Source organism: Thiohalobacter sp. COW1 (genome assembly GCF_016629505.1).
GTDB classification, from domain to species: Bacteria; Pseudomonadota; Gammaproteobacteria; order Thiohalobacterales; family Thiohalobacteraceae; genus Thiohalobacter; species Thiohalobacter thiocyanaticus_A.
Genome location: NZ_AP024239.1, coordinates 717,794 through 741,549 on the forward strand (window position 1 = coordinate 717,794; position 23,756 = coordinate 741,549).

A 23,756-nucleotide genomic window follows, 5' to 3' on the forward strand; every position below is an offset into this window, starting at 1 on the left:
GGAGATCAGGATACACGATCACCCCGGGGCGGGGACAGGTAGCGTTCCAGGGCCTGTGCTGCTGCGCGGCCGCTGCCGCACAGGTTCGCCCGGCAGTATCGAAATCAGCGGTGTTTTCTGCAACAATCCGACCTTTGTTTTCCACCATCCGAGGTTGAATCCATGAAAGCACGCGCTGCGGTCGCCTGGGCACCCAGACAGCCCCTGTCCATCGAGGAAATCGACGTCGAGGGACCGAAGGAGGGGGAGGTCCTGCTCAAGGTGGTGGCCTCCGGGGTCTGTCACACCGATGCCTTCACCCTGTCGGGCGAGGATCCGGAGGGGGCCTTTCCCTGTGTGCTCGGCCACGAGGGTGGCTGCGAAGTGGTGGAATGCGGCCCGGGCGTGAAGGGGCTCAAGCCCGGCGATCACGTCATACCGCTGTATATCCCTGAATGTGGGGAGTGCGAGTACTGCCGTTCAACCAAGACCAATCTGTGCCAGTCCATCGCCGCCACCGTCTGGACCGGCTACATGCCCGACCGCACCCGGCGCTTCTCGCACCAGGGCAAGCCGATCTATCACTACATGGGCTGCTCCACCTTCTCGGAATATACCGTGGTGCCGGAGATTGCGCTCGCCAAGGTCAATCCCGCCGCGCCACTGGACAAGGTGTGCCTGCTCGGCTGCGGCATCACCACCGGCATCGGCGCCGTGCGCAATACCGCGCAGGTCGAGCCGGGTTCCACTGTGGCCGTATTCGGCCTTGGCGGCATCGGTCTGTCGGTGATCCAGGGGGCGGTGATGGCCCAGGCCGGGCGCATCATCGCCGTCGATGTCAACCCGGACAAGTTCGAGATGGCCCGCGCCCTGGGGGCCACGGACTGCGTCAATCCGGCCGAACTGGGTACTACGGTCACCGAGGCGATCGTGGAGATGACGGGCGGCGGGGTGGACTATTCCTTTGAGTGCATCGGCAATGTCGAGGTGATGCGCGAGGCCCTGGAGTGCTGTCACATGGGCTGGGGCGTGTCCACCATCATCGGCGTGGCCGGCGCCGGCCAGGAGATCCATACCCGGCCGTTCCAGCTGGTCACGGGCCGCACCTGGAAGGGATCGGCCTTCGGGGGAGTCAAGGGCCGCAGTCAGCTGCCGGACTATGTCGAGCAGTATCTGAACGGCCGGATCGAAATCGATCGCCTGGTCACTCACACCCTGCCGCTGGAGGAGATCAACACCGCGTTTGATCTGATGCACGCCGGCAAGAGCATCCGCTCGGTCATCATCTTCTGAGGGGGGTGTCCATGGAACGCATCGAACGCGTGAAGGAGTCAGGCGGCTGGCTGGAGCGCTACCGCCACGACTCCACCAGCTGCAACTGTCCGATGACCTTCTCGGTCTACCTGCCGCCGCAGGCGGAGCAGGGCCCGGTGCCCAGTCTGTACTGGCTGTCGGGCCTGACCTGCACCGACGACAATTTCCGGGTCAAGGCCGGCGCCCAGCGCTATGCCGCCGAACTGGGGCTTGCCCTGGTGATTCCGGACACCAGTCCGCGCGGCGAAGAGGTGCCCGACGCGCCGGAGCGTTACGACCAGGGGCAGGGCGCGGGCTTCTACGTCGATGCCACCCGCGCACCCTGGTCGCGCCACTACCGGATGTACCACTACGTCACCCGCGAGCTGCCGGCCCTGGTCGAGGGCGCGCTGCCGCTGGTGCCGGGGCTGCGCAGCATCAGCGGCCACTCCATGGGCGGGCACGGGGCCCTGGTCTGCGCCCTGCGCGAGCCCGGCCTCTACCGCTCCGTCTCCGCCTTCGCCCCCATCTGCCACCCGGTGCGCTGCGGCTGGGGCGAGGGCTGCTTCAGTGCCTACCTGGGCGAGGACCGCCGGGACTGGGAGGCCTATGACGCCACCTGTCTGGTCCGGGCCGGGGCCGAGCCGATCGAGCTGCTGATCGATCAGGGTACGGCCGATGAGTTCCTGGCCGAGCAGCTGCTGCCCGAGGCACTGGAGCAGGCCTGTGCCGAGCGGGGTTTTCCGCTCAGGTTGCGGCGCCAGCCGGACTATGATCACAGCTACCATTTCATCGCCAGCTTCATCGGCGAGCACCTTGCCTACCACGCCCGCGCCCTGGGCCGCTGAGGCCGCACAATTAAAGATGCAGCCGCCGCAGTTCCGGATCAGCGCTGCTGCGCTCCCAGATCTCGTCGAACTCGCTGCGCAGGCGGCGCACCTCCAGTGGCAGCTTGAAACTCACCCGACCCTCGAAGCGGCTGGCGAGCTTGCGTTCCAGTAAACCGTAATCGTCCACCAGCAGGAAGCTGTCGCTGCGTTCGCGGTAGTCCTCGTGGCTGCGGCGGATCTCGGCGTAGCTGCTCAGGCGCCGGCAGAGTTCGATCAGCCGATTGCCGGCCTTCACGGCCGGCTCCGCGTCGTGGGTGAGGATGCGGATGCGGCAGTTGCGGTGACGCAGGGCGAACTGCGTCATGGCCTCGATCACGGGGCTGCGGTCGTAGAGCTGGGGGTCGAGGTCGCGGGTGAAGATCTCGATGCGTCGATGCGCCAGCGGGAGCAGGGTGTCCACGGCCAGGCGGTTGTCGTCTCGGGTCCTGAGGGTGAACTCACCTTCGGTCTGACCGAGTTCGGGATTCAGGCGGGCAAGGGCTTCGGCGAAGTCGGACATGGTGTCTTTACTCGTCCTCGCGGGTCGGGAAGGTCTCGCAGAAACGGGACATGCTGTAGTGGGTGATGCCGGCCTCCGCGAACGGCTCGCCGGTGGCGATGAAGCCGTGCTGGTGATAGAAGGTGGCGGCGCTCGCCTGGGCGTGCACATAGACCTCGTCCAGTTCATGCTCGCCGGCCAGTTCGATCAGGCTCAACAGCAGGGCGCTGCCCACGCCCTGGTTGCGGTAGTCGGGCAGTACGGCCATGCGGCCGATGCGGCCGTCGGCGGCCATGCGCGCGGTGGCGATGGGGCGGCCGTCGATGGCGTAGGCGAGGTAATGGACGCAGAGTGGATCCGCGCCGTCGAACTCCAGTTCAGGATCGATATCCTGTTCCTCGACGAACACGGTCGTGCGGATGGCGCGGATGGCGGTGGCATCGGTTTCCCAGTCGGCGCGGGCGATGAGAAAGCCGGTTTCGGGGGCGGCGGCGTCGGTCATGGGGATATGGTGCCGGAATCGGGGGCGTTTGGGAACGGCAGGAAAAACGGGCGATTGTAGGTCGGGTTAGCGCAGCGTAACCCGACACGTCGCCGGAGGGATGTCGGGTTACGCCCACCGGGCTGACCCGACCTACCTGATGTTTCGGGCCTGCTCGGCGGCGTTGCCGGTGTAGGTGGCAGGGGTGAGAGACTTCAGCCGCTCCTTCGCCTCGGCGGGGATGTCGAGGCTGTCGATGAAACGCTTCATCGACTCGGCGTCGATGCCCTTGCCGCGGGTGAGTTCCTTGAGCTTCTCGTAGGGCTTCTCGATGCCGTAGCGGCGCATGACGGTCTGCACGGCCTCGGCCAGGACTTCCCAGGTGGCATCCAGATCCTCGGCCAGGCGCGTCGGGTTGGCCTCCAGCTTGCCGATGCCGCGGGTGAGCGAGTCGCAGGCGATGACGCTGTGGGCGATGCCCACGCCCAGGTTGCGCAGCACGGTGGAGTCGGTGAGGTCACGCTGCCAGCGCGAGACGGGCAGCTTGGCGGCCAGGTGGTCGAAGATGGCGTTGGCCAGCCCCAGGTTGCCTTCGGCGTTCTCGAAGTCGATGGGGTTGACCTTGTGCGGCATGGTCGAGGAGCCCACCTCGCCGGCGACGGTCTTCTGCTTGAAGTAGCCCAGCGAGATGTAGCCCCAGACGTCGCGGGCGAAGTCGATCAGGATGGTGTTGATCCGGCCCAGCACGTCGAACAGCTCGGCGATGTAGTCGTGCGGTTCGATCTGGATGGTGTAGGCGTTCCAGTCCAGGCCGAGTTTTTCGGTGATGAAGGCCTCGGCGAAGGCCGGCCAGTCGACCTCGGGATAGGTGATCAGGTGGGCGTTGTAGTTGCCCACCGCGCCGTTGATCTTGCCCAGCATGGGCACCGCGGTGAGCTGGCCGCGCTGGCGCTGCAGCCGATGGACCACATTGGCCATCTCCTTGCCCAGGGTGGTGGGCGAGGCGGGCTGGCCGTGGGTGCGCGAGAGCATCGGCACCCCGGCGTGCGCCTCGGCCAGGCGGGCGATGGCGTCGATGACGCTGTCCAGCTGCGGCAGCAGCACCTGGGCGCGGCCCTCGCGCAGCATCAGGGCGTAGGCCAGGTTGTTGATGTCCTCGGAGGTGCAGGCGAAGTGGATGAACTCGCTGACCGCCTCCAGTTCCTGGTTGCCGGCGATCTTCTCCTTGAGGAAGTACTCCACCGCCTTGACGTCGTGGTTGGTGGTGCGCTCGATGTTCTTGACCCGCTGCGCATCCTCCTCGCTGAAGTTGTCGACGATGCCGTTGAGCACATTGTCGGCGTGCTCGCCGAAGGCCGGAACCTCCGCGATGGCCGGGTGCGCGGCCAGGGCCTGCAGCCAGCGCACCTCGACCAGCACCCGGTGCTTGATCAGGCCGTATTCGCTGAAGATGGGGCGCAGCGCCTCGGTCTTGCGGCCGTAGCGGCCGTCGATGGGGGAGACGGCGGTGAGCGATGTCAGGTCCATGGTTGTTTACCTATTTGAAGCTATTCAACGCAGAGGCGCGGAGGCGCAGAGGGCTTCGCAATTCATTTGTCATTGCGAGGCGCGTAGCGCCGCGGCAATCCCTTGCTGATGCAGCCGGTGTCAGGAGATTGCCACGCTGCGCTCGCAATGACGACTACTTTTGAACTTTCTCTGCGTCTCCGCGCCCCCGCGTTTAAAGGGTTTATCTCAACCCGCCAGCTGGCGCAGCACATAGTGCAGGATGCCGCCGTGGCGGTAGTACTCGACCTCCTGTGGGGTGTCGATGCGTACGCGGGCGGTGAAGGTCTTCTCGTGGCCGTCCTCGGTGGTGGCGCGCACGGTCACGGTCTTGGCCGAGCCGTCACCCAGGCCCTCGATGCTGTAGCTCTCGTGGCCGGTCAGACCGTGGGCGGCGACGTTCTCGCCGTCCATGAACTGCAGCGGCAGCACGCCCATGCACACCAGGTTGGTGCGGTGGATGCGCTCGTAGCTCTCGGCCAGCACGGCGTGCACGCCCAGCAGGCTGGGGCCCTTGGCGGCCCAGTCGCGCGAGGAGCCGGAGCCGTATTCCTTGCCGGCGATGACCAGGCTGGGGGTGCCCTCGGCCTGATACTTCATGGCGGCGTCATAGATGGACATCTTCTCGCCACTGGGCACGTGAATGGTCACGCCGCCCTCGGTGCCGGGGGCAAGCAGGTTGCGCAGGCGGATGTTGGCGAAGGTGCCGCGCATCATCACCTCGTGGTTGCCGCGGCGCGAGCCCAGCGAGTTGAAGTCACTCTGCTGCACCCCGTGCTCGAGCAGGAATTTCCCGGCCGGGGTGTCGGCCTTGATGGCGCCGGCGGGCGAGATGTGGTCGGTGGTGACCGAGTCGCCCAGCAGGGCCAGCACCCGGGCGTCCTGGATGTCCTTCACCTCGCCGGGCGTCTTGCTCATGCCTTCGAAGTAGGGCGGCTTCTGGATGTAGGTGGAGTCGTCGTCCCAGCCGAACAGCTGGCCCTCGGGGGAGGCCAGCTCGGCCCAGCGTGCCTCGCCCTTGTAGATGTCGTCGTAGACCTGGGTGAACTCGTCGCGGTTCACGCTGCTGGCGACGATGTCGCTGATCTCCTTCTGGGTGGGCCAGAGGTCCTTGAGCGTGACCGGGTTGCCGTCCTTATCCGTGGCGATGGGGTCGTTGAACAGGTCGATGTCCATGGTGCCGGCGATGGCGTAGGCGACCACCAGCGGCGGCGAGGCCAGGTAGTTCATGCGCACCTCGGCATGCACCCGGCCCTCGAAGTTGCGGTTGCCGGACAGCACCGAGCACACCGACAGATCACCCTCGGCGATGGCCTTGGAGACCGGCTCCGGCAGCGGCCCGGAGTTGCCGATGCAGGTCGCACAGCCGTAGCCGATGACGTGGAAGCCCAGCGCCTCCAGGTCATCCATCAGCCCGGCCTGGTTGAGGTATTCGGTGACCACCTGGGAGCCGGGGGCGAGCGAGGTCTTCACCCAGGGCTTGACCGTGACGCCGCGCTCCAGCGCCTTCTTGGCCACCAGGCCGGCGCCCAGCATGACCGAGGGGTTGGAGGTGTTGGTGCAGGAGGTGATGGAGGCGATCACCACCGAGCCGTCGTCGAGCTCGAACTCGCGGCCGTCGATGCTGCCCTTCGCCGGCCTGCTGCTCAGGTTGCGTTCCTCCTGGAGTTGCTTCAGGGCCTGCTCGAACTTCGCCTTCGATTCGGTCAGCGCGATGCGGTCCTGCGGCCGCTTGGGCCCGGCGATGCTGGGCACCACGGTGCCCATGTCCAGCTCCAGGGTGGAACTGTATTCGGCATCCGGGGTGTCCGCGGTGTGGAACATGCCCTGTTCCCTGGCATAGGCCTCCACCAGGGCGACCTGGTCGTCGTCGCGGCCGGTCAGGCGCAGGTAGTTCAGGGTTTCTTCATCGATGGGAAAGATGCCGCAGGTCGCCCCGTACTCGGGGGCCATGTTGGCGATGGTGGCGCGGTCGGCCAGCGACAGGTGCTGCAGGCCGTCGCCGTAGAACTCGACGAACTTGCCCACCACGCCGTGGCGGCGCAGCATCTCGACCACGGTCAGCACCAGGTCGGTGGCGGTCGCGCCCTCGGGCAGGGCGCCGGTCAGTTTGAAGCCCACCACCTGCGGGATCAGCATGGACACCGGCTGGCCCAGCATGGCGGCCTCGGCCTCGATGCCGCCCACGCCCCAGCCCAGCACGCCCAGACCGTTGACCATGGTGGTGTGGGAGTCGGTGCCGACCAGGGTGTCGGGGTAGGCCTGCAGCACGCCGTCGTTGTCCTTGGCGAAGACGACGCGGGCCAGGTACTCGATGTTCACCTGGTGCACGATGCCGGTGTCGGGCGGCACCACCTTGAAGTTGGAGAAGGCCTTCTGGCCCCACTTGAGGAAGCTGTAGCGCTCGCGGTTGCGCTGATACTCCAGCCTGGCGTTGATGTCCATGGCGTCCTTGTTGCCGAAGGCATCGATCTGCACCGAGTGGTCGATGACCAGCTCCGCCGGCTGCAGCGGGTTGATCCTGTCCGGGTCGCCGCCCAGCGCCTGCATGGCGTCGCGCATGGCGGCCAGATCCACCACGGCGGGCACGCCGGTGAAGTCCTGCATCAGCACCCGCGCCGGGCGGTAGGCGATCTCGCGCTCGGGCTCGCCCTGCGGATCCCACTGGGCCAGGGCCTCGATGTCGGCGGCGCTGACGGTCCTGTCGTCCTCGAAGCGCAGCAGGTTCTCCAGCAGGATCTTCAGCGAGAAGGGCAGGCGGGAGACGGAAAAGCGGTCCTCGAGGGCGTCCAGCCGGTAGATCTCGAGGGTGTTGTCGCCGACGGTGAGGGAGGCGCGGGCGCCGAAGCTGTTGGCCATGCTGACTCCTGTCTGGTTCTGATTCGGGGGCGAAGCCGGGCCGGGGGAAAACGGGTTTCCGGCAAGCACGCCATTATGTCGGATTTGGCGCCGGCTGAGTAGTCGGAAATGCAAGCCGAAACAACGACATGCCTGTGGATCTCGAAAGCAAGGGTTAAATAATATATTTAACAACAGTATGATACAGAGCAAAATTAATGTGATTGGTTATTATTATATGCGTGCCTAACGCGATCCCTGTCGGTCAAGCTGCCGGGGCCTCCGCCGCTATGATTGAACGGGCGCCCGCCAGGGAAACTGACCGACGTTACCACCCCCATCAATGACGCAGATGAATGATTACGATGCCGCGCCACGCGACGCAGGGCCGCGGGCGCACGAGCGCAACCCTGCCCGGCGGGTTCGGCCATGGCCGTGGCTGCGGTATTTCGCCCTGCTGCTGACCCTGATCCCCGGCCTGGCACCGGCCGCTGCGCCGCTGTCACTGACGGCTGTCCACGAGGGGCCGATCGGCGCCTCCGTCAGCTATTACCAGGAAACCGGTGACCGGCTGGTACTGCAGCAGGCGGTTGCGGCGCTCGCTGCGGGCAGCTTCAGGCCCGCTGCTGTCCCGATCCTGAACTACGGCATCGGCGCGCGGCCGGTGTGGCTGCATTTCAGGGTGGTCAACGACACCGGCGAACCGTTGCGACGGCAGTTGTCGGTGGAGACCACCTGGCTGGATCGGGTCGAATTCTATGTCCGCCAGGATGGCCGGACCCTGGCGATGGATCAGGCGGGCGACAGTCTGCCGTTTGCGCATCGCAGTGTGGACAGTCGCCATTTCGTATTCCAGCACAGTTTCGTCCCGGGCAGGTCAGAGGTCTTCATCAGGGTGCAGACCCCGGATCCGATGCTGATACCGCTGTACCTGCACGCGCCCGAGCAGGCCCGCAGCCATGCCACGCTGCAGCAGTACAGCTATGGAGTGTTGTACGGTTTTCTGCTGGCGCTGCTGATCTACAACCTGATGCTCTATGCCGGTCTGGGCGTGCCGCGCTATGGCCTGTACTCGCTCTATCTGGGCGCATTCCTGCTGATGAACATCGCCTATACCGGGCACGGTTTCCGCTGGCTGTGGCCGGACAGCCCGGGCTGGGCGCAGTGGTCCAATCCGGTGCTGATGGTGCTCTACGGAGTGGCGGGGCTGGCCTTCGCCCTGAGCTTCCTGGAGACGCGCTGCAACTTTCCGCGTGTGCATCGCGCGGTGCTGGCCTATATCGGCGCCGGCGTCGGGCTGCTGGGGCTGGCCGCGCTGTTCAGCAGCCAGTATTTCGCCCTGCTGGTGGCGTTCAGCTTTGTCACCCTGTTCACCCTGATCATGCTGTCGCTGGGCCTGCTGGCCGTACGCGGCGGCATGCGCGCGGCCCGTTACTTCCTGCTGGCGGCGGTCGCGGCCATGGCCGGCGCGGCAACCACGGCACTGGCGGTCTGGGGCTACATTCCCACCAGTGTCTGGACCTACCGCGCCGTCGATATCGGCATGCTGCTGGATGCCACCCTGCTGGCGCTGGCACTGACCTATCAGTTCCGGGTCGGCCAGTCCGAACGTCTGCTGGCCGAGCAGCTGGCGCGGCAGGACCCGCTGACCGGGATGAAAAACCGTCGTGCCTTCACCGACGAGGCCCGGCCCGTCTGGAATATCGCCCATCGCCAGGGGCATCCGCTGGCCGTGGTGCTGCTGGATATCGACTGCTTCAAGCGCATCAACGACAGCTATGGCCATGCCTACGGCGACAAGGTGTTGATCACGGTGGCGGAGGTGATCATCGACACCATCCGCCAACAGGACGTGGCGGCGCGCTGGGGTGGGGAGGAGTTCATCCTGCTGCTGCCCGAAACCGGGCTGGAGGAAGCGGCTGCGCTGGCGGAGCGGCTGCGTCAGGCCATCGAGGCCGTCCGCCTGCGGTGGGGTGATGACATCATCACGGTCACTGCCAGCTTCGGAGTTGCCGAGCGCGATGTTGAACATCCCAATCTGGACAGCCTGATTTCCGTCGCCGACAAGTACCTCTACCAGGCCAAACACGACGGCCGCAATCGCATCCGCTACCGTCCCGTTGCCTCTGTGGCCTAGACGGCGGTGCCGGTGGTCTCCAGCAGCGAACGTGCCGCCTGCAGCAGCGCCTTGCGCCGTACCAGCAGCTGCCAGCGCCGGCCGCCGGACTGTTCCCACAGCACGGCGGAACGAATCCCGGCCAGCAGCAGGGCGCGGATCCAGTTCTGGTTGTCAGGGTTGCCCAGCACAGCGGCCTCGCCCTGAACCATGATGCGCGGTGTGAGGGTGCTCACGGTCTGCTGATACAGATCGGCCAGCGCGGCGATCACGTTCTCGTGGGCGGGGGAAAAATACTCTGCCTGGTGTTTGGCCTGGGTAATGCCCTCGGCCAGGATATCCATCAGATCCCGACGGCGCTGCAGCTTGTGAGCGAGATGCAGCAGGGCGATGGCGTAGCGTGTGGTTTCCATCTCCGGCGCGGCGCCGCGGCCGCCGCCGAGGCGCTGGATCAGGCCCTCCAGCCCGCGCCGCAGCGGTTCGACGCCGCCGTAGACCTCGGCGGTGCTGGCCGGGTCGGTGATCAGCAGGCTGCGTATCAGGGTTTCGCGCTCGGCACTGTCGGCGCGGCCGTTGTGGGCGTACTCGCGTACCAGCAGGGCGGACTGGAAGACGCCGGCAAGGGCGAGACAGCGATCGGACAGGGATTGGCTCATGACGGCTGGTGGTGGTTGGCTGGTGCCAAGTATGCGGACCGTGTTGAGTGATGATCAAGTCCGGATTGACACTATAGCTCGGCCCAACCTACGGGTTGAATCCTGCCTCTATGGTCCCGCCGCCCAGGCATTCCTCGCCCTGATAGAACACCACCGCCTGTCCCGGCGTGACGGCCCGTTGGGCCGAGTCGAAGCGCACCTGCCAGTGCTGAGCGCCGCGCGGTTCGAGCAGGCATGGCTGATCGCTCTGACGGTAGCGGATCCTGGCGCTGCATGCGAGCGGCTGCTGCGGCGCGGACCCGTTGATCCAGTGCAGACGAGTCAGGGTGAGTCCGGTGTGCAGCAGCCGCGGGTGGTTGCCGCCCTGGACCACGAGCAGGCGGTTGTGCTCCAGATCCTTGTCGGCCACGTACCAGGGCGCGCCGCTGCTGTCGGCCCGGCCGCCGATGCCCAGCCCCTGGCGCTGGCCGATGGTGTGATACATCAGGCCCTGGTGCTCGCCGAGTATGTGGCCGGCTTCATCCACGATCTCCCCCGGCTGTGCCGGCAGGTATTGCTTCAGGAAGGTATTGAAGCGGCGCTCGCCGATGAAGCAGATGCCGGTGCTGTCCTTCTTGGCGTGATTGGGGAAGCCGGCCTGGCGGGCGCGGGCACGGACCTCATCCTTGTGCATCCCGCCCAGCGGGAAGCGGCTGTGGCTGAGTTGTGCCTGCGTCAGCAGATAAAGAAAATAGGACTGATCCTTGTTGTCATCCACACCCTTGAGCAGGCGCACCCCGCCCGCCGTGGAATCGATGCGGGCGTAATGACCGGTGGCTATGCCGTCGGCGCCCAGTGAGAGGGCGTAGTCCAGGAAGGCACGGAACTTGATCTCGCGATTGCAGAGTACGTCCGGATTGGGTGTGCGTCCGGCGCGATACTCGGCCAGGAAATACTCGAACACCCGGTCCCAGTACTCGGCCGAGAAATTCACCTTGTGCAGTTTCATGCCCAGGCGTTCGGCCACGGCTTCGGCATCGGCCAGGTCTTCGGCCGCGGGGCAGTGGCCGTCGGCATCGTCCTCGTCCCAGTTCTTCATGAACAGGCCTTCGACCTGAAATCCCTGTTCCAGCAACCGCAGGGCGGCGACGGCCGAGTCCACGCCGCCGGACAGGCCCACGATCACGCGTGTGTCCACCGGTCGCGTCACGGTGTTGCGTCCACCAGGCTGCGCAGCAGTGACAGGGGATAGCGCTGCCCGGCCAGATAGTCGTCGATGCACTGCATCACCAGCGGGCTGCGCCACTCCCGGCGCCGCGTGCGGATGTTGTCCGGACTGAGCCAGACGTTGGCGTCGATCTCGGTATCCGTCTGCAACGCCGGATCGGATTCATCCACATAGCCGGTGAAGGTCACCCGCAGGAAGGTGGGGTGTCGTGGTCCCGCGCGCCACAGGTACACCCCGACCAGCGCTTCGGGGGTGAAAGCGCGCGTGGTTTCCTCGCGAACCTCGCGGATGATCGCATCGGTCAGGGATTCGCCCGGCTCCAGGTGACCGGCCGGCTGGTTCAGCCGTGACCGACCCTCGATGGTCTCCTCCACACAGAGGAAGTAACCGCTGTGTTCGATGACGGCGGCGACGGTGACATGCGGTTTCCAGGTCATTAATGCAGTGCAACTCCAGTGGGTTCTGGGGCCGGTCGGGGATGCCGGAGCCGATGTAATGTTAAAAGATTAGTGAATACTAATAAAATTTTGGTTTCAGTCGGTTGTAAAGGCTAATCTGCACAGGCGTCGATTTTTTGTCTTTTTCGCTTGACATCAAAAGCGGCTCGATGGATTACTATTGCCCATCACCGTCGGGATCCGGCCAGGGAACTGCCGGCACGGCGGGAAGATAAAACCGATCGGGCAGAGTTCCGACATTTCCAGAATAAATCATGTAACGGAGGAGTTGCACAATGATCAATGCAATCAAGAAAATCTGTCTTGCAGGTGCAGTGTTCGCCTTCACCGCCAGCAGTGCAGTGTCGGCCGAGGAGTTGAAGCCGTTCAGCCTGGCCTATACCACCAGCGGTGACATCAATGCCGTGGCCGATGAGGTCAAGTCCAAGGTGACCTCGGCGGGCTTCGAGATCGTCGGTTCCTACACCCCCTACGAGGGTGCTCTGATTCTGGCCATCACCAACGACGAACTGAAGCAGGCCGCGGCCAGCTCCGAGTTCGGCGGCTACGCGGCAGGTCAGCGCGTCACCCTGACCCAGGTGGGCGAGGAGATCCAGGTTTCCTACACCAATCCCGAGTACTACGGTAATGCCTACCGCCTGGATGACGAGTCCAGCCTGACCAACGCCGCGGCCAAGCTCAAGGACGCCCTGGGCAAGCAGACCGAGTTCGGTACCGGTGAAGAGCAACTGAGCTCCAAGGACCTGCGCAAGTATCATTACATGTTCGGTATGGAGTACTTCGACGATCCGTCCGAACTGGCTCAGTACGACAGCCATGAGGAGGCCATCAAGGCTGTCGAGGAAGGCCTGGCCAGTGCCCGCGGCGGCGCCACCAAGGTCTATCGCATCGACATCCCCGGCAAGGAAGAGACTGTGTTCGGCGTGGGCCTCAGCGAAGGCTGCTCCGGTGACGAGTACATCATGAGCCGCGTGGACAAGGATCAGCTGCGTTCCACCGGTCACCTGCCTTACGAGATCCTGGTCTCAGGCGGTGATGTGTATGCCCTGTATGCCCGCTTCCGCATCGCCATCAGCTGGCCGCATCTGCCGATGATCGCCAGTGAGACCGGTGCCACCTTCTTCAACATCATGTGCGCGCCGAACGCCATCGAGGAGGCCCTGATCCAGGCCGCCGGCGGCGAAATCTGAAGCGTCTGGCAAGATCCTCTGCACGACAGTGCAGGACAACGACCCCCGCCCAGTGCGGGGGTTTTTGTTTGTATGCCCCGTCATTACGGTGCCCGTGCCCGGAGGATGGGGTTGCCCTAATGAAGCCCGAAGGGATTCTATGGCGACGCGCCACGGCAATCTCCTTACGGCTGAGCCTGCCGTACGGGATTGCCACGCTTCGTTTATGCCCTTCGGGTGCTCGCAATGACGGGTGCTCTGATGGAGTCGCCCCTTGAACATCATGCTAAACTGGCACCGTGTCGATGTGCGGCAGGAGTGCAACAGCATGGCGTATCAGAAGATCGAGGTCCCCGCCGCGGGTGAACGCATCCGGGTCAACGCGGACTACTCCCTCACGGTGCCCGATCACCCGGTGATTCCCTTCATCGAGGGCGACGGCATCGGCGTGGACATCACGCCAGTCATGCGCCGGGTAGTGGATGCGGCGGTGGACAAGGCCTATGGCGGCAAGCGCCGGCTGGCCTGGATGGAGATCTACGCCGGTGAGAAATCCAATGCGATCTATGGCGAGAACACCTGGCTGCCGGACGAGACGGTTGCGGCCATTCGCGATCATGCCATTGCCATCAAGGGGCCGCTGACCACCCCGGTGGGGGGCGGCATCCGTTCCATCAATGTCGCCCTGCGCCAGCAGCTGGATCTGTATGTCTGCCTGCGGCCGGTGCGCTACTACCCGGGAACGCCGAGTCCGGTCCGGCATCCGGAGAAGAGCGACATGGTGATCTTCCGGGAGAACTCGGAGGACATCTATACCGGCATCGAGTGGGCGGAAGGTACGCCGGAAGTGAAGAAACTGCTGGCGTTTCTGCAGCAGGAACTCGACGTGAGTCAGATCCGCTTCCCGGACAGTTCCGGCATCGGCATCAAGCCGGTTTCGCGCGAGGGCACTGAACGCCTGGTGCGCAAGGCCATCCAGTACGCCGTCGACCAGGATCGGGGCCGGGTGACCCTCGTCCACAAGGGCAATATCATGAAATTCACCGAGGGCGCCTTCCGGGACTGGGGTTATGCACTGGCCCGGCGCGAGTTTGGTGCCGGTGATAAGGACGGCGGCCCCTGGCTGTCATTTCCCAGTCCGCAGACGGGCCGGGAGATCATCATCGATGACGTCATCGCCGATGCCTTCCTGCAGCAGCTGCTGCTGCAACCGGAACGCTGCGACGTCATCGCCACACTCAATCTCAACGGGGATTACATTTCGGATGCCGCTGCGGCCCAGGTCGGCGGCATCGGTATCGCGCCCGGCGCCAACCTGTCGGACACGGTGGCACTGTTCGAAGCCACGCACGGCACCGCCCCCGACATTGCCGGGCAGGACCGGGCCAATCCCAGTTCACTGATCCTGTCCGCGGAAATGCTGCTGCGTCATATCGGCTGGCAGGACGCGGCCGACTGTGTCGTCACCGGACTGGCCGGTGCCATTGCCGCGGGTCAGGTGACCGGCGATCTGGCCCGGGAACGGGAAGGGGCGACCGAACTGGGCTGCAGCGCCTTTGGCGACGCGGTGATCGCGCGCATGCAGGGCCAGGACAGATCCTAGCTGATTGAAGGGTCGATGCGGGTGGCGAGCAGACCCTTCGGGCCTTCCTTGTATTCGTATTCCACCTTCTGTCCTTCCTTGAGGGTGCGGTATCCTTCCGCCTCTATCACGGTGAAATGGGCGAACACATCCTCACCGCCGCCTTCGGGTTCAATAAAGCCATAGCCTTTGGCATTACTGAACCACTTCACTGTACCGATTGCCATACGTACTTACCTCGTTTACCGCTGCGGTTCACGACCGCTTATTGCTGTGTGTGGTTTGTTCTGTGCTCCGCAACGCCGAAGCGTTCGCCGGGAGACTCCTCCTGTCGCATCACCGGATCCGACACGGGCAACTTTATACTCTTGACTAAAATAGTCAAGTATTCCCGGGCGGTCCAGGCAACGGTGACCCCCCTTGGCCGACGCCGGGCGAAAAGTGAATTCAATCACTTATCAAAGGGTTTAAATCCGCCTCACGATCCCTATATATTGATGACTGTAGCGCCGCGACAGGACGGAATGATTTCGCGTAAGATCACTGCCATGAGCCAGGAACCCAAGCAACCGAACCAGGATGACGGGCTCGCTGTCCAGGAGGACAAGCCCAAGCTAAAGAAGCCGCCGCTGTACAAGGTCGTACTGCTGAACGACGATTACACTCCCATGGAGTTCGTGGTCGAAGTACTGGAAACCTTCTTTTCCATGTCGCGCGAGAAGGCCACCCAGATCATGCTGCACGTGCATACGCGTGGAAAGGGCATCTGCGGGGTCTACACCCATGAAATTGCCGAGACCAAGGTATACCAGGTCAACGATTTTTCGCGGCAACATCAACACCCGCTCCTGTGTACTCTGGAGGAGGCCTGAGGCGGTTACAGAGGTACGATTCTATGCTGAGCAAGGAACTGGAATTCACCCTCAACCTGGCCTTCAAGGAGGCCCGGGAAAAACGGCATGAATTCATGACGGTCGAGCACCTGCTGCTCGCCTTGCTGGACAACCCCGCCGCCGCCGAGGTCCTGCGCGCCTGCGCCGCCGATACCGGGAAGCTCAAGCAGGAACTGGAAGCCTTCATCGAGGAGACTACCCCGCGGCTGCCCGAGCACGACAACCGCGAGACCCAGCCCACCCTCGGGTTTCAGCGGGTGCTGCAACGTGCGGTGTTCCACGTGCAGTCTTCGGGCAACAAGGAAGTCACCGGCGCCAATGTGCTGGTGGCCATTTTCAGCGAGCAGGAATCCCAGGCGGTCTACTTCCTCAACAAGCAGGACGTCACCCGGCTGGACGTGGTCAACTACATCTCTCATGGCATCTCCAAGGTCGGCGACCAGGAGGAACTGGGCGGCCAGGCCGGCGAGGAGGCCGAGGCAGCCGGCGAGGCGGGCGGCAAGAGCAACCCGCTGGAGACCTTTGCCACCAATCTCAACGAACTTGCCCGCCAGGGCAAGATCGATCCGCTCATCGGTCGCGCCGAAGAGATCGAGCGCACCGTGCAGATCCTGTGCCGACGGCGCAAGAACAACCCGCTCTACGTGGGCGAGGCCGGCGTGGGCAAGACCGCTCTGGCCGAAGGTCTGGCGCGCATGATCGTCGATGGCCAGGTGCCCGAGGTGCTCAAGGACAGTGTTATCTACGCGCTGGATCTGGGGGCGCTGGTGGCCGGCACCAAGTATCGCGGTGATTTCGAAAAGCGCCTCAAGGCGGTACTGGCCCAGTTGCGCAAGGAACCGGGTGCGGTGCTGTTCATCGACGAGATCCACACCATCATCGGGGCGGGTGCCGCCTCCGGCGGGGTGATGGATGCCTCCAACCTGATCAAGCCGATGCTGGCCAACGGCGAGCTCAAGTGCATCGGTTCGACCACCTACCAGGAATACCGCGGTATCTTCGAGAAGGACCGCGCCCTGGCCCGCAGGTTCCAGAAGATCGACGTACGCGAGCCCACGGTCAACGAGACGGTGCAGATACTCAAGGGCCTGAAGCCGGTGTTCGAGCAGCACCACGAGGTGAAGTATTCCTCCAAGGCGCTGCATGCGGCTGCCGAGTTGTCCGACCGCTACATCACCGACCGCCACCTGCCGGACAAGGCCATCGATATCATCGACGAGGCCGGCGCCAATCAGCGCCTGCAGCCGCCGTCCAGGCGCAAGAAGACCATCGGCGTGAACGATATCGAAATGATCGTCTCGAAGATCGCACGGATTCCGCCGAAGAGTGTGTCCACCACTGACAAGGACAAGCTCCGCAACCTGGCGCGCGATCTCAAACTGGTCATCTTCGGCCAGGACGAGGCTGTGGAATCACTCGCGGCCTCGATCAAGATGGCGCGTTCCGGTCTGCGTGACGAACGCAAGCCGGTCGGTTCCTATCTGTTTGCCGGTCCTACCGGAGTGGGCAAGACCGAGGTTACCCGACAGCTGGCGCTGCACCTGGGGATCGAACTGATTCGTTTCGATATGTCCGAATACATGGAACGCCACACGGTCTCGCGGCTGATCGGCGCGCCGCCGGGCTATGTCGGTTTCGACCAGGGCGGTCTGCTGACCGATGAGGTACTCAAACACCCACATTCGGTGGTGCTGCTCGACGAGATCGAAAAGGCCCATCCGGAAGTGTTCAATCTGCTGCTGCAGGTGATGGACCACGGCACGCTCACCGACAACAACGGCCGCAAGGTGGATTTCCGCAACGTGATCATCGTTATGACCACCAATGCGGGGGCGCAGGATATGGACCGGCGTTCGATCGGCTTTACCCGGCAGGATCACACCACCGACGGCATGGAGGCGATAAAGCGCCTGTTCACGCCGGAGTTCCGCAATCGTCTGGACGGGATCATCCAGTTCAAGTCACTGGATCCCACCATGGTCGCGCAGGTGGTCAACAAGTTCATCTTCGAGCTGGAAGCGCAGCTGCAGGACAAGGGCGTGTCCCTGCACGTTGATGACGAGGCGCGGCTGTGGCTGGCCGAGAAGGGCTACGATCCGAAGATGGGCGCCCGCCCGATGGCGCGGGTGGTGCAGGAGTACATCAAGAAGCCGCTGGCCGAGGAGCTGCTGTTCGGTCGCCTGGTCAAGGGCGGCGAGGTGCATGTGCACCTCAGGGACGGCGAACTCGAGATCGAGATTCCGGAGGAAGAGGAAGCCTGATCCCCGCCGGCCGCACGAACATCACCGCCCGACCGTCCCGGTTGGGCGGTTTTTTTATGGGCTGGGGCAAACGCGGATTGATGCAGGAGAGGGCGGGATCAGCGGGAACGGTAGACGATGCGGCCCTTGCTCAGATCGTAGGGGGTCAGCTGCACCGTGACCTTGTCGCCGGTCAGGATACGGATGTAGTGCTTGCGCATCTTGCCCGAGATGTGGGCAGTGACGACGTGGCCGTTCTCGAGTTCGACGCGGAACATGGTGTTGGGCAGGGTCTCCAGCACCCGGCCTTCCATTTCAATGTGGTCTTCTTTGGCCATAAACCTTCAATTCAGTGACTTGGCGAATGGCGCATTATAGCGGCTCAGCGTGCCACGTAAAACAGAAATAGCCACGGAAAACACGGAATCACTCAAGAGCGCCACGCAATACACGGAAAACACGGACAAACAGGATTCAAAACCCGCTCTCCTGACCACTTGGCGCATAGCGCCAATGCAATGTTATTGATTTTTTTCCGTGCTTTCCGTGTATTCCGTGGCGCTCTTAAGGCTGGTCAGACAATTCCCGCCAGCGGTCGCCCTGGTAGCCCTGGAGCGGCCGGAATCGGCGTTTGTAGGCCATTTTAGGTGAATTTTCAATCCAGTAGCCCAGATACACCCAGTCCAGATGCAGGCGCCTGGCCAGATCGATCTGCTGCAGGATGGCGTAGTTGCCCAGACCGCGGGACTCGGCGCCGGGTTCGAAGAAGGTATAGACCGCCGACAGACCGTCATCGACCAGATCGGTGCAGGCTACGGCCATCAGCTGCTCATCCAGCCGCAGTTCGAGAAACAGGGTCTGGCTCCAGCGGCTGAGCAGAAACTGGCGAAACTGGGTCGGGGAGGTTTTATCCATTCCGCCGCCGGGATGGCGGGCAGCCAGGTAACGCTGATAGAGCTCGAAATATTCCGGGGCATAGTGCCCCTTCAGCCAGTGCCCCACCAGATCCTGATTGCGTTTGCGGCAGCGCCGGTCGCGCCGTGAGGGCGTGAAGCGGGCCACCGGGATGCGTACCGATACACAGGCCTGGCAGCCGGGACAGGCCGGGCGGTAGATGTGCTCGCCGCTGCGACGGAAGCCGTGCCGGATGAGGTGGCTGTAGATGGGATTGTCCGCGGTCCCCGGCTCGACGAAGATACTGACCGCCTCCCGATCTGGCAGATAGCTGCATTGCTGCGGCGGGGTGACATAGAGTTGGATGTCGGTGGGACGGTTCATGCGGGGCTGTGCTGCAACGCGGTCATGGTGACCCTGCCTGCAGGTTAGGCAACCCCCTCAGGGCTGTCAAACCGCCAGGGTCCGCGCCGGTGCGGGTACTGCAGGGCCGCCTCGAGCCGCTGGATGAAGTCGCGCCGGGGGATATCGACCGCGCCAAGGCTGGCAAGGTGGCGGGTATGGACCTGACAGTCGATCAGGGCAAAGTCCCAGGCCGCGAGTTGGCGCACCAGATGCACGAAGGCGACCTTGGAGGCGTCGCTGGTGCGGCTGAACATGGACTCGCCGAAAAAGACCCGGCCCAGGGCCACGCCGTACAGCCCACCGACCAGCTGGCCGTCCTGCCAGGTCTCTACCGAGTGGGCCAGACCCATCCCGTGCAGACGCTCGTAGGCCTGGCGGATCTCGGTGGTGATCCAGGTGCCGGGCTCGTCCCGGCGCGGCTCGGCACAGCCGCGGATCACGCCCGCGAAATCCGTGTCCAGACTGACCTCGAAACGCCGCTGCCGCAAGGTCTTGGCCAGGCTGCGCGAAACCTTGAGTTGTTCCGGAAACAGGACCGTGCGCGGGTCCGGCGACCACCAGAGGATGGGTTGGCCCTCGCTGTACCAGGGGAAGATGCCATGGCGGTAGGCGTTGAGCAGGCGCTCGGGTTCCAGGCCGCCGCCCACGGCCAGCAGTCCGTCCGGCTCGCGCAGCGCCAGTTCCACCGGGGGAAAGGGGGCGCGCGGGTTGGCCGGGTTGAGCCAGTAGGGGGCGGATTGACGCCGGGTCATCGCAGTCTCAGTCGATGCGACGCACGTGACGGGCGGCCGGCGGCAGCCGGTCGGCCTTGTAGGGCAGGTGTTCCGCGTTGAGGGTGTGGATGTAGTCGCGCATGGCCCGCTGCTCCCGTGACAGGAAATCCGCGATCGCCTCCCGCAGCCGTGGCTGGGCGATCCAGTGCGCCGACCAGGTCGGCGTGGGCAGGAATCCCCGGCTGACCTTGTGTTCGCCCTGGGCACCGGGCTCGAACAGGCTCAGGCCCTCCCGGATGCAGTAGTCGATGCCCTGATAGTAGCAGGTCTCGAAGTGAAGGCTATGGTAGTCGGCCTCGCAGCCCCAATGCCGGCCATACAACGCGCCCTGGCTGCGAAAGCACAGGGCCCCGGCCACCGGCCGACCGTCGATGCCGGCAAAGATCAGCACCACCTGCTCGCCCATGGCGGCGCCGAGTTCGCGGAAGAAGGGCAGATTCAGGGTGGCCGTGCCCCACTTCTTGTCGAAGGTGGATTGATAGAAGCGATGCAGGGTCCGCCAGTCGGCCTCATCGGCCTCGTGGCCGTGGACGATGCGGTGCTCGATACCCGCCTCGATGACCCGCCGCCGTTCGCGTTTCAGCTTCTTGCGCTTATGGGCGCTGAAGCTGTCGAGAAAATCGTCGAAGTCGCGGTAGCCCGGCTGGGTCCAGTGGTACTGGCAGCCCATTCGCAGCAGAAAACCGGCATCCTCCAGGCTGTCGGTGTCGCTCGCATCGGGAAACAGCCAGTGCAGCGACGACAGGCCCTGCTCGCGGGCCAGTACCCCGGCGGCTTCGATCAGCCCGCGGCGCACCGGTTCGGGATCGGACAGCGTCGGATTGATCAGCAGCCGCCGCCCGGTGACGGGGGTATAGGGTACGGCCGCCACCGCCTTGGGGTACCAGGGCATGCCGGCACGCTCGCTGGCGTCGGCCCAGGCCCAGTCGAAGACGAATTCGCCATAGGAGTTGGTCTTCAAGTACAAGGGCACGGCCCCGACCAGCCGGCGCTGGTCGTCAAAGGCGAGCAGGTGATGCGGCAACCAGCCGAAGGTCCGGCCCACGCAGTCGTGGTGTTCCAGCGCGGCGAGGAACTCGTGGCGAAGGAAGGGGTTACCGTCCGGATTGAGGCGGTTCCAGTCGGCGGCGGGGACCTCGTCGAGGCTGTGGCTGATACGGATCTGCATGGGGCAGAGTGTACCCGGAACGAGGGTGCAAAAAAGCCCACCAATGGCGGGCTTTAATAACCGGCTGTTACTTGTGAACTCGCGGCATTAATGCAAAGGGCGCAGAGGAATTTCATCTGTATCCGTCATTGCGAGCGCAGCGCGACAATCTTTTAACGCAGACAGGATCAGTGGGAGATTGCCACGTCGCTTCGCTCCTCGCAATGACGTATCAATCTTATAGGATTCTCTGCGTCCTTAGCGCCTTTGCGTTGAGCCAAGGCATATCAATAATGACTGGCGTTCTGGTCCAGGTTGTCGAGATACTTCTCTGCGTCCAGCGCGGCCATGCAGCCGGTACCGGCGGAGGTGATGGCCTGGCGGTAGACGTGATCCATGACATCGCCGGCGGCGAACACGCCTTCCACGCTGGCGGCGGTGGCGTTGCCCTCGGTGCCGCTCTTCACCTTGATGTAGCCGTGCGCCATGTCCAGCTGGCCTTCGAACATGTCGGTGTTGGGCTTGTGGCCGATGGCGATGAACACGCCGTGGACATCGATCTCCTTCGTGGAGTCGTCCTGGGTGTTCTTCAGGCGCATGCCGGTCACGCCGGCGTCGTCGCCCAGCACCTCATCGAGCACATGGTTCCATTCGATGCCGACCTTGCCTTCCTTCTCCTTGGCGAACAGCCGGTCCTGCAGGATCTTCTCGGCACGCAGGGCATCACGGCGGTGCACCAGGGTCACGTGCGAGGCGATGTTGGCCAGATACAGGGCCTCTTCCACGGCGGTGTTGCCGCCGCCGATGACAGCCACCTTCTTGTCGCGGTAGAAGAAGCCGTCGCAGGTCGCGCAGGCCGATACGCCCCGGCCCTTGAACGCCTCTTCTGAATCCAGGCCCAGGTACATGGCCGAAGCGCCGGTGGCGATGATGAGGGCGTCGCAGGTGTAGTTGCCGGAATCGCCCTTGAGCTGAAACGGGCGCTGCTTGAGGTCGACGCTGTTGATGTGATCGAAGACGATTTCGGCGTCGAAGCGCTCGGTGTGCTGGCGCATCTCGTCCATCAGTTGCGGTCCCTGCAGATCCGCGGCGCCGCCGGGCCAGTTTTCCACCTCGGTGGTCGTCATCAGCTGGCCGCCCTGCTCGAGGCCCGTGATGAGGACGGGGTTGAGATTGGCGCGCGCGGCATAGATCGCGGCGGTGTAGCCGGCCGGGCCGGATCCGAGAATCAGTAGACGACAGTGCTTGGGTTCGCTCATGTATAATGGCTCCGCATTGACTGGCAGGGGCCAGGGACCTGGGAATCTTCGCCGTATGCACGACGCGCCGTAATGGTACGGGCTTTGATCGGGGGGGTAAAGGAGAGGGCATGCGCATCGGGATACCGAAGGAGATCAAGACGCTCGAGGGTCGGGTCGGGCTGATCCCGGCGGCCTGCGCCGACCTGGTCCAGGCCGGCCATGCGGTGGCGGTCGAGGCCGGCGCCGGGCTGCAGTCCGGCTATACCGACGATGAATTCCGCGCCGCCGGCGTGGAAGTCCTGCCCGATGCCGAGGCGGTCTATAGCCATGGCGAACTGATCATCAAGGTCAAGGAGCCGGTGGCGGGGGATCTCGAGCACCTGCGTGCGGATCATCTGCTGTTCTGCTACCTGCATCTGGCCGCCGAGGTGCAACTGGCCCGGCAACTGCAGGCCATCGGTCTGACCGCCATCGGCTTCGAGACCGTGACCCGCGCCGGCGGTCTGCCGCTGCTCGCCCCCATGAGCGACATCGCCGGCCGCCTGGCAGTGCAGATCGGCGCCACCCTGCTGCATACTCCCCAGGGCGGGAAGGGGATGCTGCTGGGCGGACTGCCGGCAGCGGAACGCGGCCGGGTGACCGTCATCGGCGGCGGTTTTGCCGGGGGCAATGCCGCCGCCTTTGCGGCCGCCATGGGTGCAGAAGTGACGGTGTTCGACAAGAAGCGCGAACGGCTGGAGGCCATGCGCGAACTCGGGCCCAATGTCACCGCCCTGTATCCCTACCAGGACGCTGTGGCCGAGGCGGTGGCGGCCAGCGACCTGCTGATCGGGGCGGTGCTCATTCCCGGCGCCCGCGCCCCGCATGTGGTGCCGGCGTCGATGGTGGAACGGATGGCGCCCGGCGGCGCGGTGGTGGACATCTCCGTCGACCAGGGCGGCTGCATCGAGACCATCCATCCGACCGACTACAGCGCACCCACCTATGACTGGAACGGCATTGTGCACTTCGGCGTGACCAACATGCCCGGGGCGGTGCCGCGCAGTGCCTCCCAGGCGCTGTCGGCGGCGGTGCTGCCCTACGCCCTGTTGCTGGCCGGGGAGCAGAACTGGACCACCGCCCCGGGCCTGGCGGCCGGCATCAACATCCATGCCGGGGACGTGGTTCACCCGGCGGTCAAGGCCGCACTGGGCGGGAAACATTGACCTGACAACCGGATGAAAATTAAAGAAATACATAGTACGCAGCGGTCGAGAGTGCCGGCCACATCCCTGAAGAGGCCGTCATTCCCGTACCGGCCTGCGCCGGCACAGGCTTCGGCGGGACAAAAGCGCTTGCGCGTTGAAGGCCCGCAGGGCGGCCCGGAGGGCGAGCGCAGCGAGTAATCCAGAGACCGCTGCGGTGTCTGGATCCCGGCATTCGCCGGGATGACGATCTCAGGTTGGGCAGCCGCTGTGTTTCCAATAATTTC

Annotated in this window: 21 protein-coding genes; 8 read left to right on the forward strand and 13 right to left on the reverse strand. The window is 64.3% G+C overall.

All coding sequences use genetic code 11. The features are described 5' to 3' along the window. The first annotated feature begins 162 nt into the window (after positions 1-162). A complete protein-coding gene (locus tag COW1_RS03295; RefSeq protein WP_201345422.1) occupies positions 163-1,272 on the forward strand; it encodes an S-(hydroxymethyl)glutathione dehydrogenase/class III alcohol dehydrogenase in 1,110 nt (369 codons plus the stop codon). 11 nt (positions 1,273-1,283) lie between these two features. Further along, complete coding sequence (gene fghA / locus COW1_RS03300) at positions 1,284-2,120, forward strand: S-formylglutathione hydrolase (protein WP_201345423.1); 837 nt, start codon at positions 1,284-1,286, stop codon at positions 2,118-2,120. A 10-nt stretch (positions 2,121-2,130) separates the two neighbouring features. Here fghA and COW1_RS03305 read toward each other — a convergent pair whose 3' ends face one another. The 4 genes from COW1_RS03305 to acnA all read right to left on the reverse strand — a co-directional run bounded on the left by COW1_RS03305 (position 2,131) and on the right by acnA (position 7,525). Then, positions 2,131-2,661 (reverse strand): hypothetical protein, encoded by a 531-nt coding sequence (locus tag COW1_RS03305; RefSeq protein WP_201345424.1) that lies wholly within the window; start codon positions 2,659-2,661, stop codon positions 2,131-2,133. A gap of 7 nt (positions 2,662-2,668) precedes the next feature. Next, entirely contained in the window at positions 2,669-3,142 is a 474-nt protein-coding gene (locus COW1_RS03310; RefSeq protein ID WP_201345425.1) for a GNAT family N-acetyltransferase, read from the reverse strand. Positions 3,143-3,274: 132 nt separating this feature from the next. After that, a complete protein-coding gene (purB, locus tag COW1_RS03315) occupies positions 3,275-4,648 on the reverse strand; it encodes an adenylosuccinate lyase (protein ID WP_201345426.1) in 1,374 nt (457 codons plus the stop codon). A gap of 207 nt (positions 4,649-4,855) precedes the next feature. After that, positions 4,856-7,525: an aconitate hydratase AcnA gene (acnA, locus tag COW1_RS03320; RefSeq protein WP_201345427.1), complete on the reverse strand. Its 2,670-nt coding sequence runs from the start codon at positions 7,523-7,525 to the stop codon at positions 4,856-4,858. 331 nt (positions 7,526-7,856) lie between these two features. Here acnA and COW1_RS03325 point away from each other — a divergent pair, with 331 nt between their 5' ends. Continuing rightward, on the forward strand, positions 7,857-9,641 hold the full coding sequence (locus COW1_RS03325; RefSeq protein ID WP_201345428.1) for a diguanylate cyclase: 1,785 nt from the start codon (positions 7,857-7,859) through the stop codon (positions 9,639-9,641). Here COW1_RS03325 and hflD read toward each other — a convergent pair. The 3 genes from hflD to COW1_RS03340 all read right to left on the reverse strand — a co-directional run bounded on the left by hflD (position 9,638) and on the right by COW1_RS03340 (position 11,920). After that, positions 9,638-10,276 carry a high frequency lysogenization protein HflD gene (gene hflD, locus COW1_RS03330; protein WP_096366472.1) on the reverse strand — a complete coding sequence of 213 codons (639 nt, stop codon included), beginning with the start codon at positions 10,274-10,276 and terminating at the stop codon, positions 9,638-9,640. The two genes, COW1_RS03325 and hflD, sit on opposite strands and share 4 nt — an antisense overlap. An 88-nt stretch (positions 10,277-10,364) precedes the next feature. After that, positions 10,365-11,465, reverse strand: a complete 1,101-nt coding sequence (gene mnmA / locus COW1_RS03335; RefSeq protein WP_201345429.1) for a tRNA 2-thiouridine(34) synthase MnmA — start codon at positions 11,463-11,465, stop codon at positions 10,365-10,367. Then, positions 11,462-11,920: an NUDIX hydrolase gene (locus COW1_RS03340; protein ID WP_201345430.1), complete on the reverse strand. Its 459-nt coding sequence runs from the start codon at positions 11,918-11,920 to the stop codon at positions 11,462-11,464. The genes mnmA and COW1_RS03340 overlap by 4 nt, the downstream gene beginning before the upstream one ends. A 296-nt stretch (positions 11,921-12,216) precedes the next feature. Here COW1_RS03340 and COW1_RS03345 point away from each other — a divergent pair, with 296 nt between their 5' ends. Then, entirely contained in the window at positions 12,217-13,131 is a 915-nt protein-coding gene (locus COW1_RS03345) for a hypothetical protein (RefSeq protein ID WP_096366469.1), read from the forward strand. Between the two features lie 307 nt (positions 13,132-13,438). Continuing rightward, complete coding sequence (gene icd / locus COW1_RS03350; protein ID WP_201346029.1) at positions 13,439-14,713, forward strand: NADP-dependent isocitrate dehydrogenase; 1,275 nt, start codon at positions 13,439-13,441, stop codon at positions 14,711-14,713. On the opposite strand, the gene COW1_RS03355 is transcribed toward icd, so the two are convergent. Beyond that, positions 14,710-14,919, reverse strand: coding sequence for a cold-shock protein (locus COW1_RS03355; RefSeq protein ID WP_096366468.1), 210 nt, complete (start codon positions 14,917-14,919; stop codon positions 14,710-14,712). The genes icd and COW1_RS03355 overlap by 4 nt on opposite strands. Positions 14,920-15,240: 321 nt before the next feature. Here COW1_RS03355 and clpS point away from each other — a divergent pair, with 321 nt between their 5' ends. Together clpS and clpA are read left to right on the forward strand one after the other, a co-directional pair. Beyond that, entirely contained in the window at positions 15,241-15,564 is a 324-nt protein-coding gene (gene clpS, locus COW1_RS03360; RefSeq protein ID WP_096366467.1) for an ATP-dependent Clp protease adapter ClpS, read from the forward strand. A 23-nt stretch (positions 15,565-15,587) separates the two neighbouring features. Next, positions 15,588-17,846 carry an ATP-dependent Clp protease ATP-binding subunit ClpA gene (clpA, locus tag COW1_RS03365; RefSeq protein WP_096366466.1) on the forward strand — a complete coding sequence of 753 codons (2,259 nt, stop codon included), beginning with the start codon at positions 15,588-15,590 and terminating at the stop codon, positions 17,844-17,846. Between the two features lie 98 nt (positions 17,847-17,944). Here clpA and infA read toward each other — a convergent pair whose 3' ends face one another. The 5 genes from infA to trxB form a co-directional block, all read right to left on the reverse strand. Further along, positions 17,945-18,163, reverse strand: coding sequence for a translation initiation factor IF-1 (gene infA, locus COW1_RS03370; RefSeq protein ID WP_096366465.1), 219 nt, complete (start codon positions 18,161-18,163; stop codon positions 17,945-17,947). A 226-nt stretch (positions 18,164-18,389) separates the two neighbouring features. After that, entirely contained in the window at positions 18,390-19,103 is a 714-nt protein-coding gene (locus COW1_RS03375) for an arginyltransferase (protein WP_201345431.1), read from the reverse strand. Between the two features lie 44 nt (positions 19,104-19,147). Continuing rightward, on the reverse strand, positions 19,148-19,876 hold the full coding sequence (gene aat / locus COW1_RS03380; RefSeq protein WP_096366463.1) for a leucyl/phenylalanyl-tRNA--protein transferase: 729 nt from the start codon (positions 19,874-19,876) through the stop codon (positions 19,148-19,150). 7 nt (positions 19,877-19,883) lie between these two features. Then, positions 19,884-21,065 carry a GNAT family N-acetyltransferase gene (locus COW1_RS03385; protein WP_201345432.1) on the reverse strand — a complete coding sequence of 394 codons (1,182 nt, stop codon included), beginning with the start codon at positions 21,063-21,065 and terminating at the stop codon, positions 19,884-19,886. A gap of 266 nt (positions 21,066-21,331) precedes the next feature. After that, positions 21,332-22,303 carry a thioredoxin-disulfide reductase gene (gene trxB / locus COW1_RS03390; RefSeq protein WP_201345433.1) on the reverse strand — a complete coding sequence of 324 codons (972 nt, stop codon included), beginning with the start codon at positions 22,301-22,303 and terminating at the stop codon, positions 21,332-21,334. A gap of 110 nt (positions 22,304-22,413) precedes the next feature. Between trxB and ald the strand changes: the two genes are divergently transcribed. After that, positions 22,414-23,490 carry an alanine dehydrogenase gene (gene ald, locus COW1_RS03395; protein ID WP_201345434.1) on the forward strand — a complete coding sequence of 359 codons (1,077 nt, stop codon included), beginning with the start codon at positions 22,414-22,416 and terminating at the stop codon, positions 23,488-23,490. Positions 23,491-23,756: the final 266 nt, after the last annotated feature.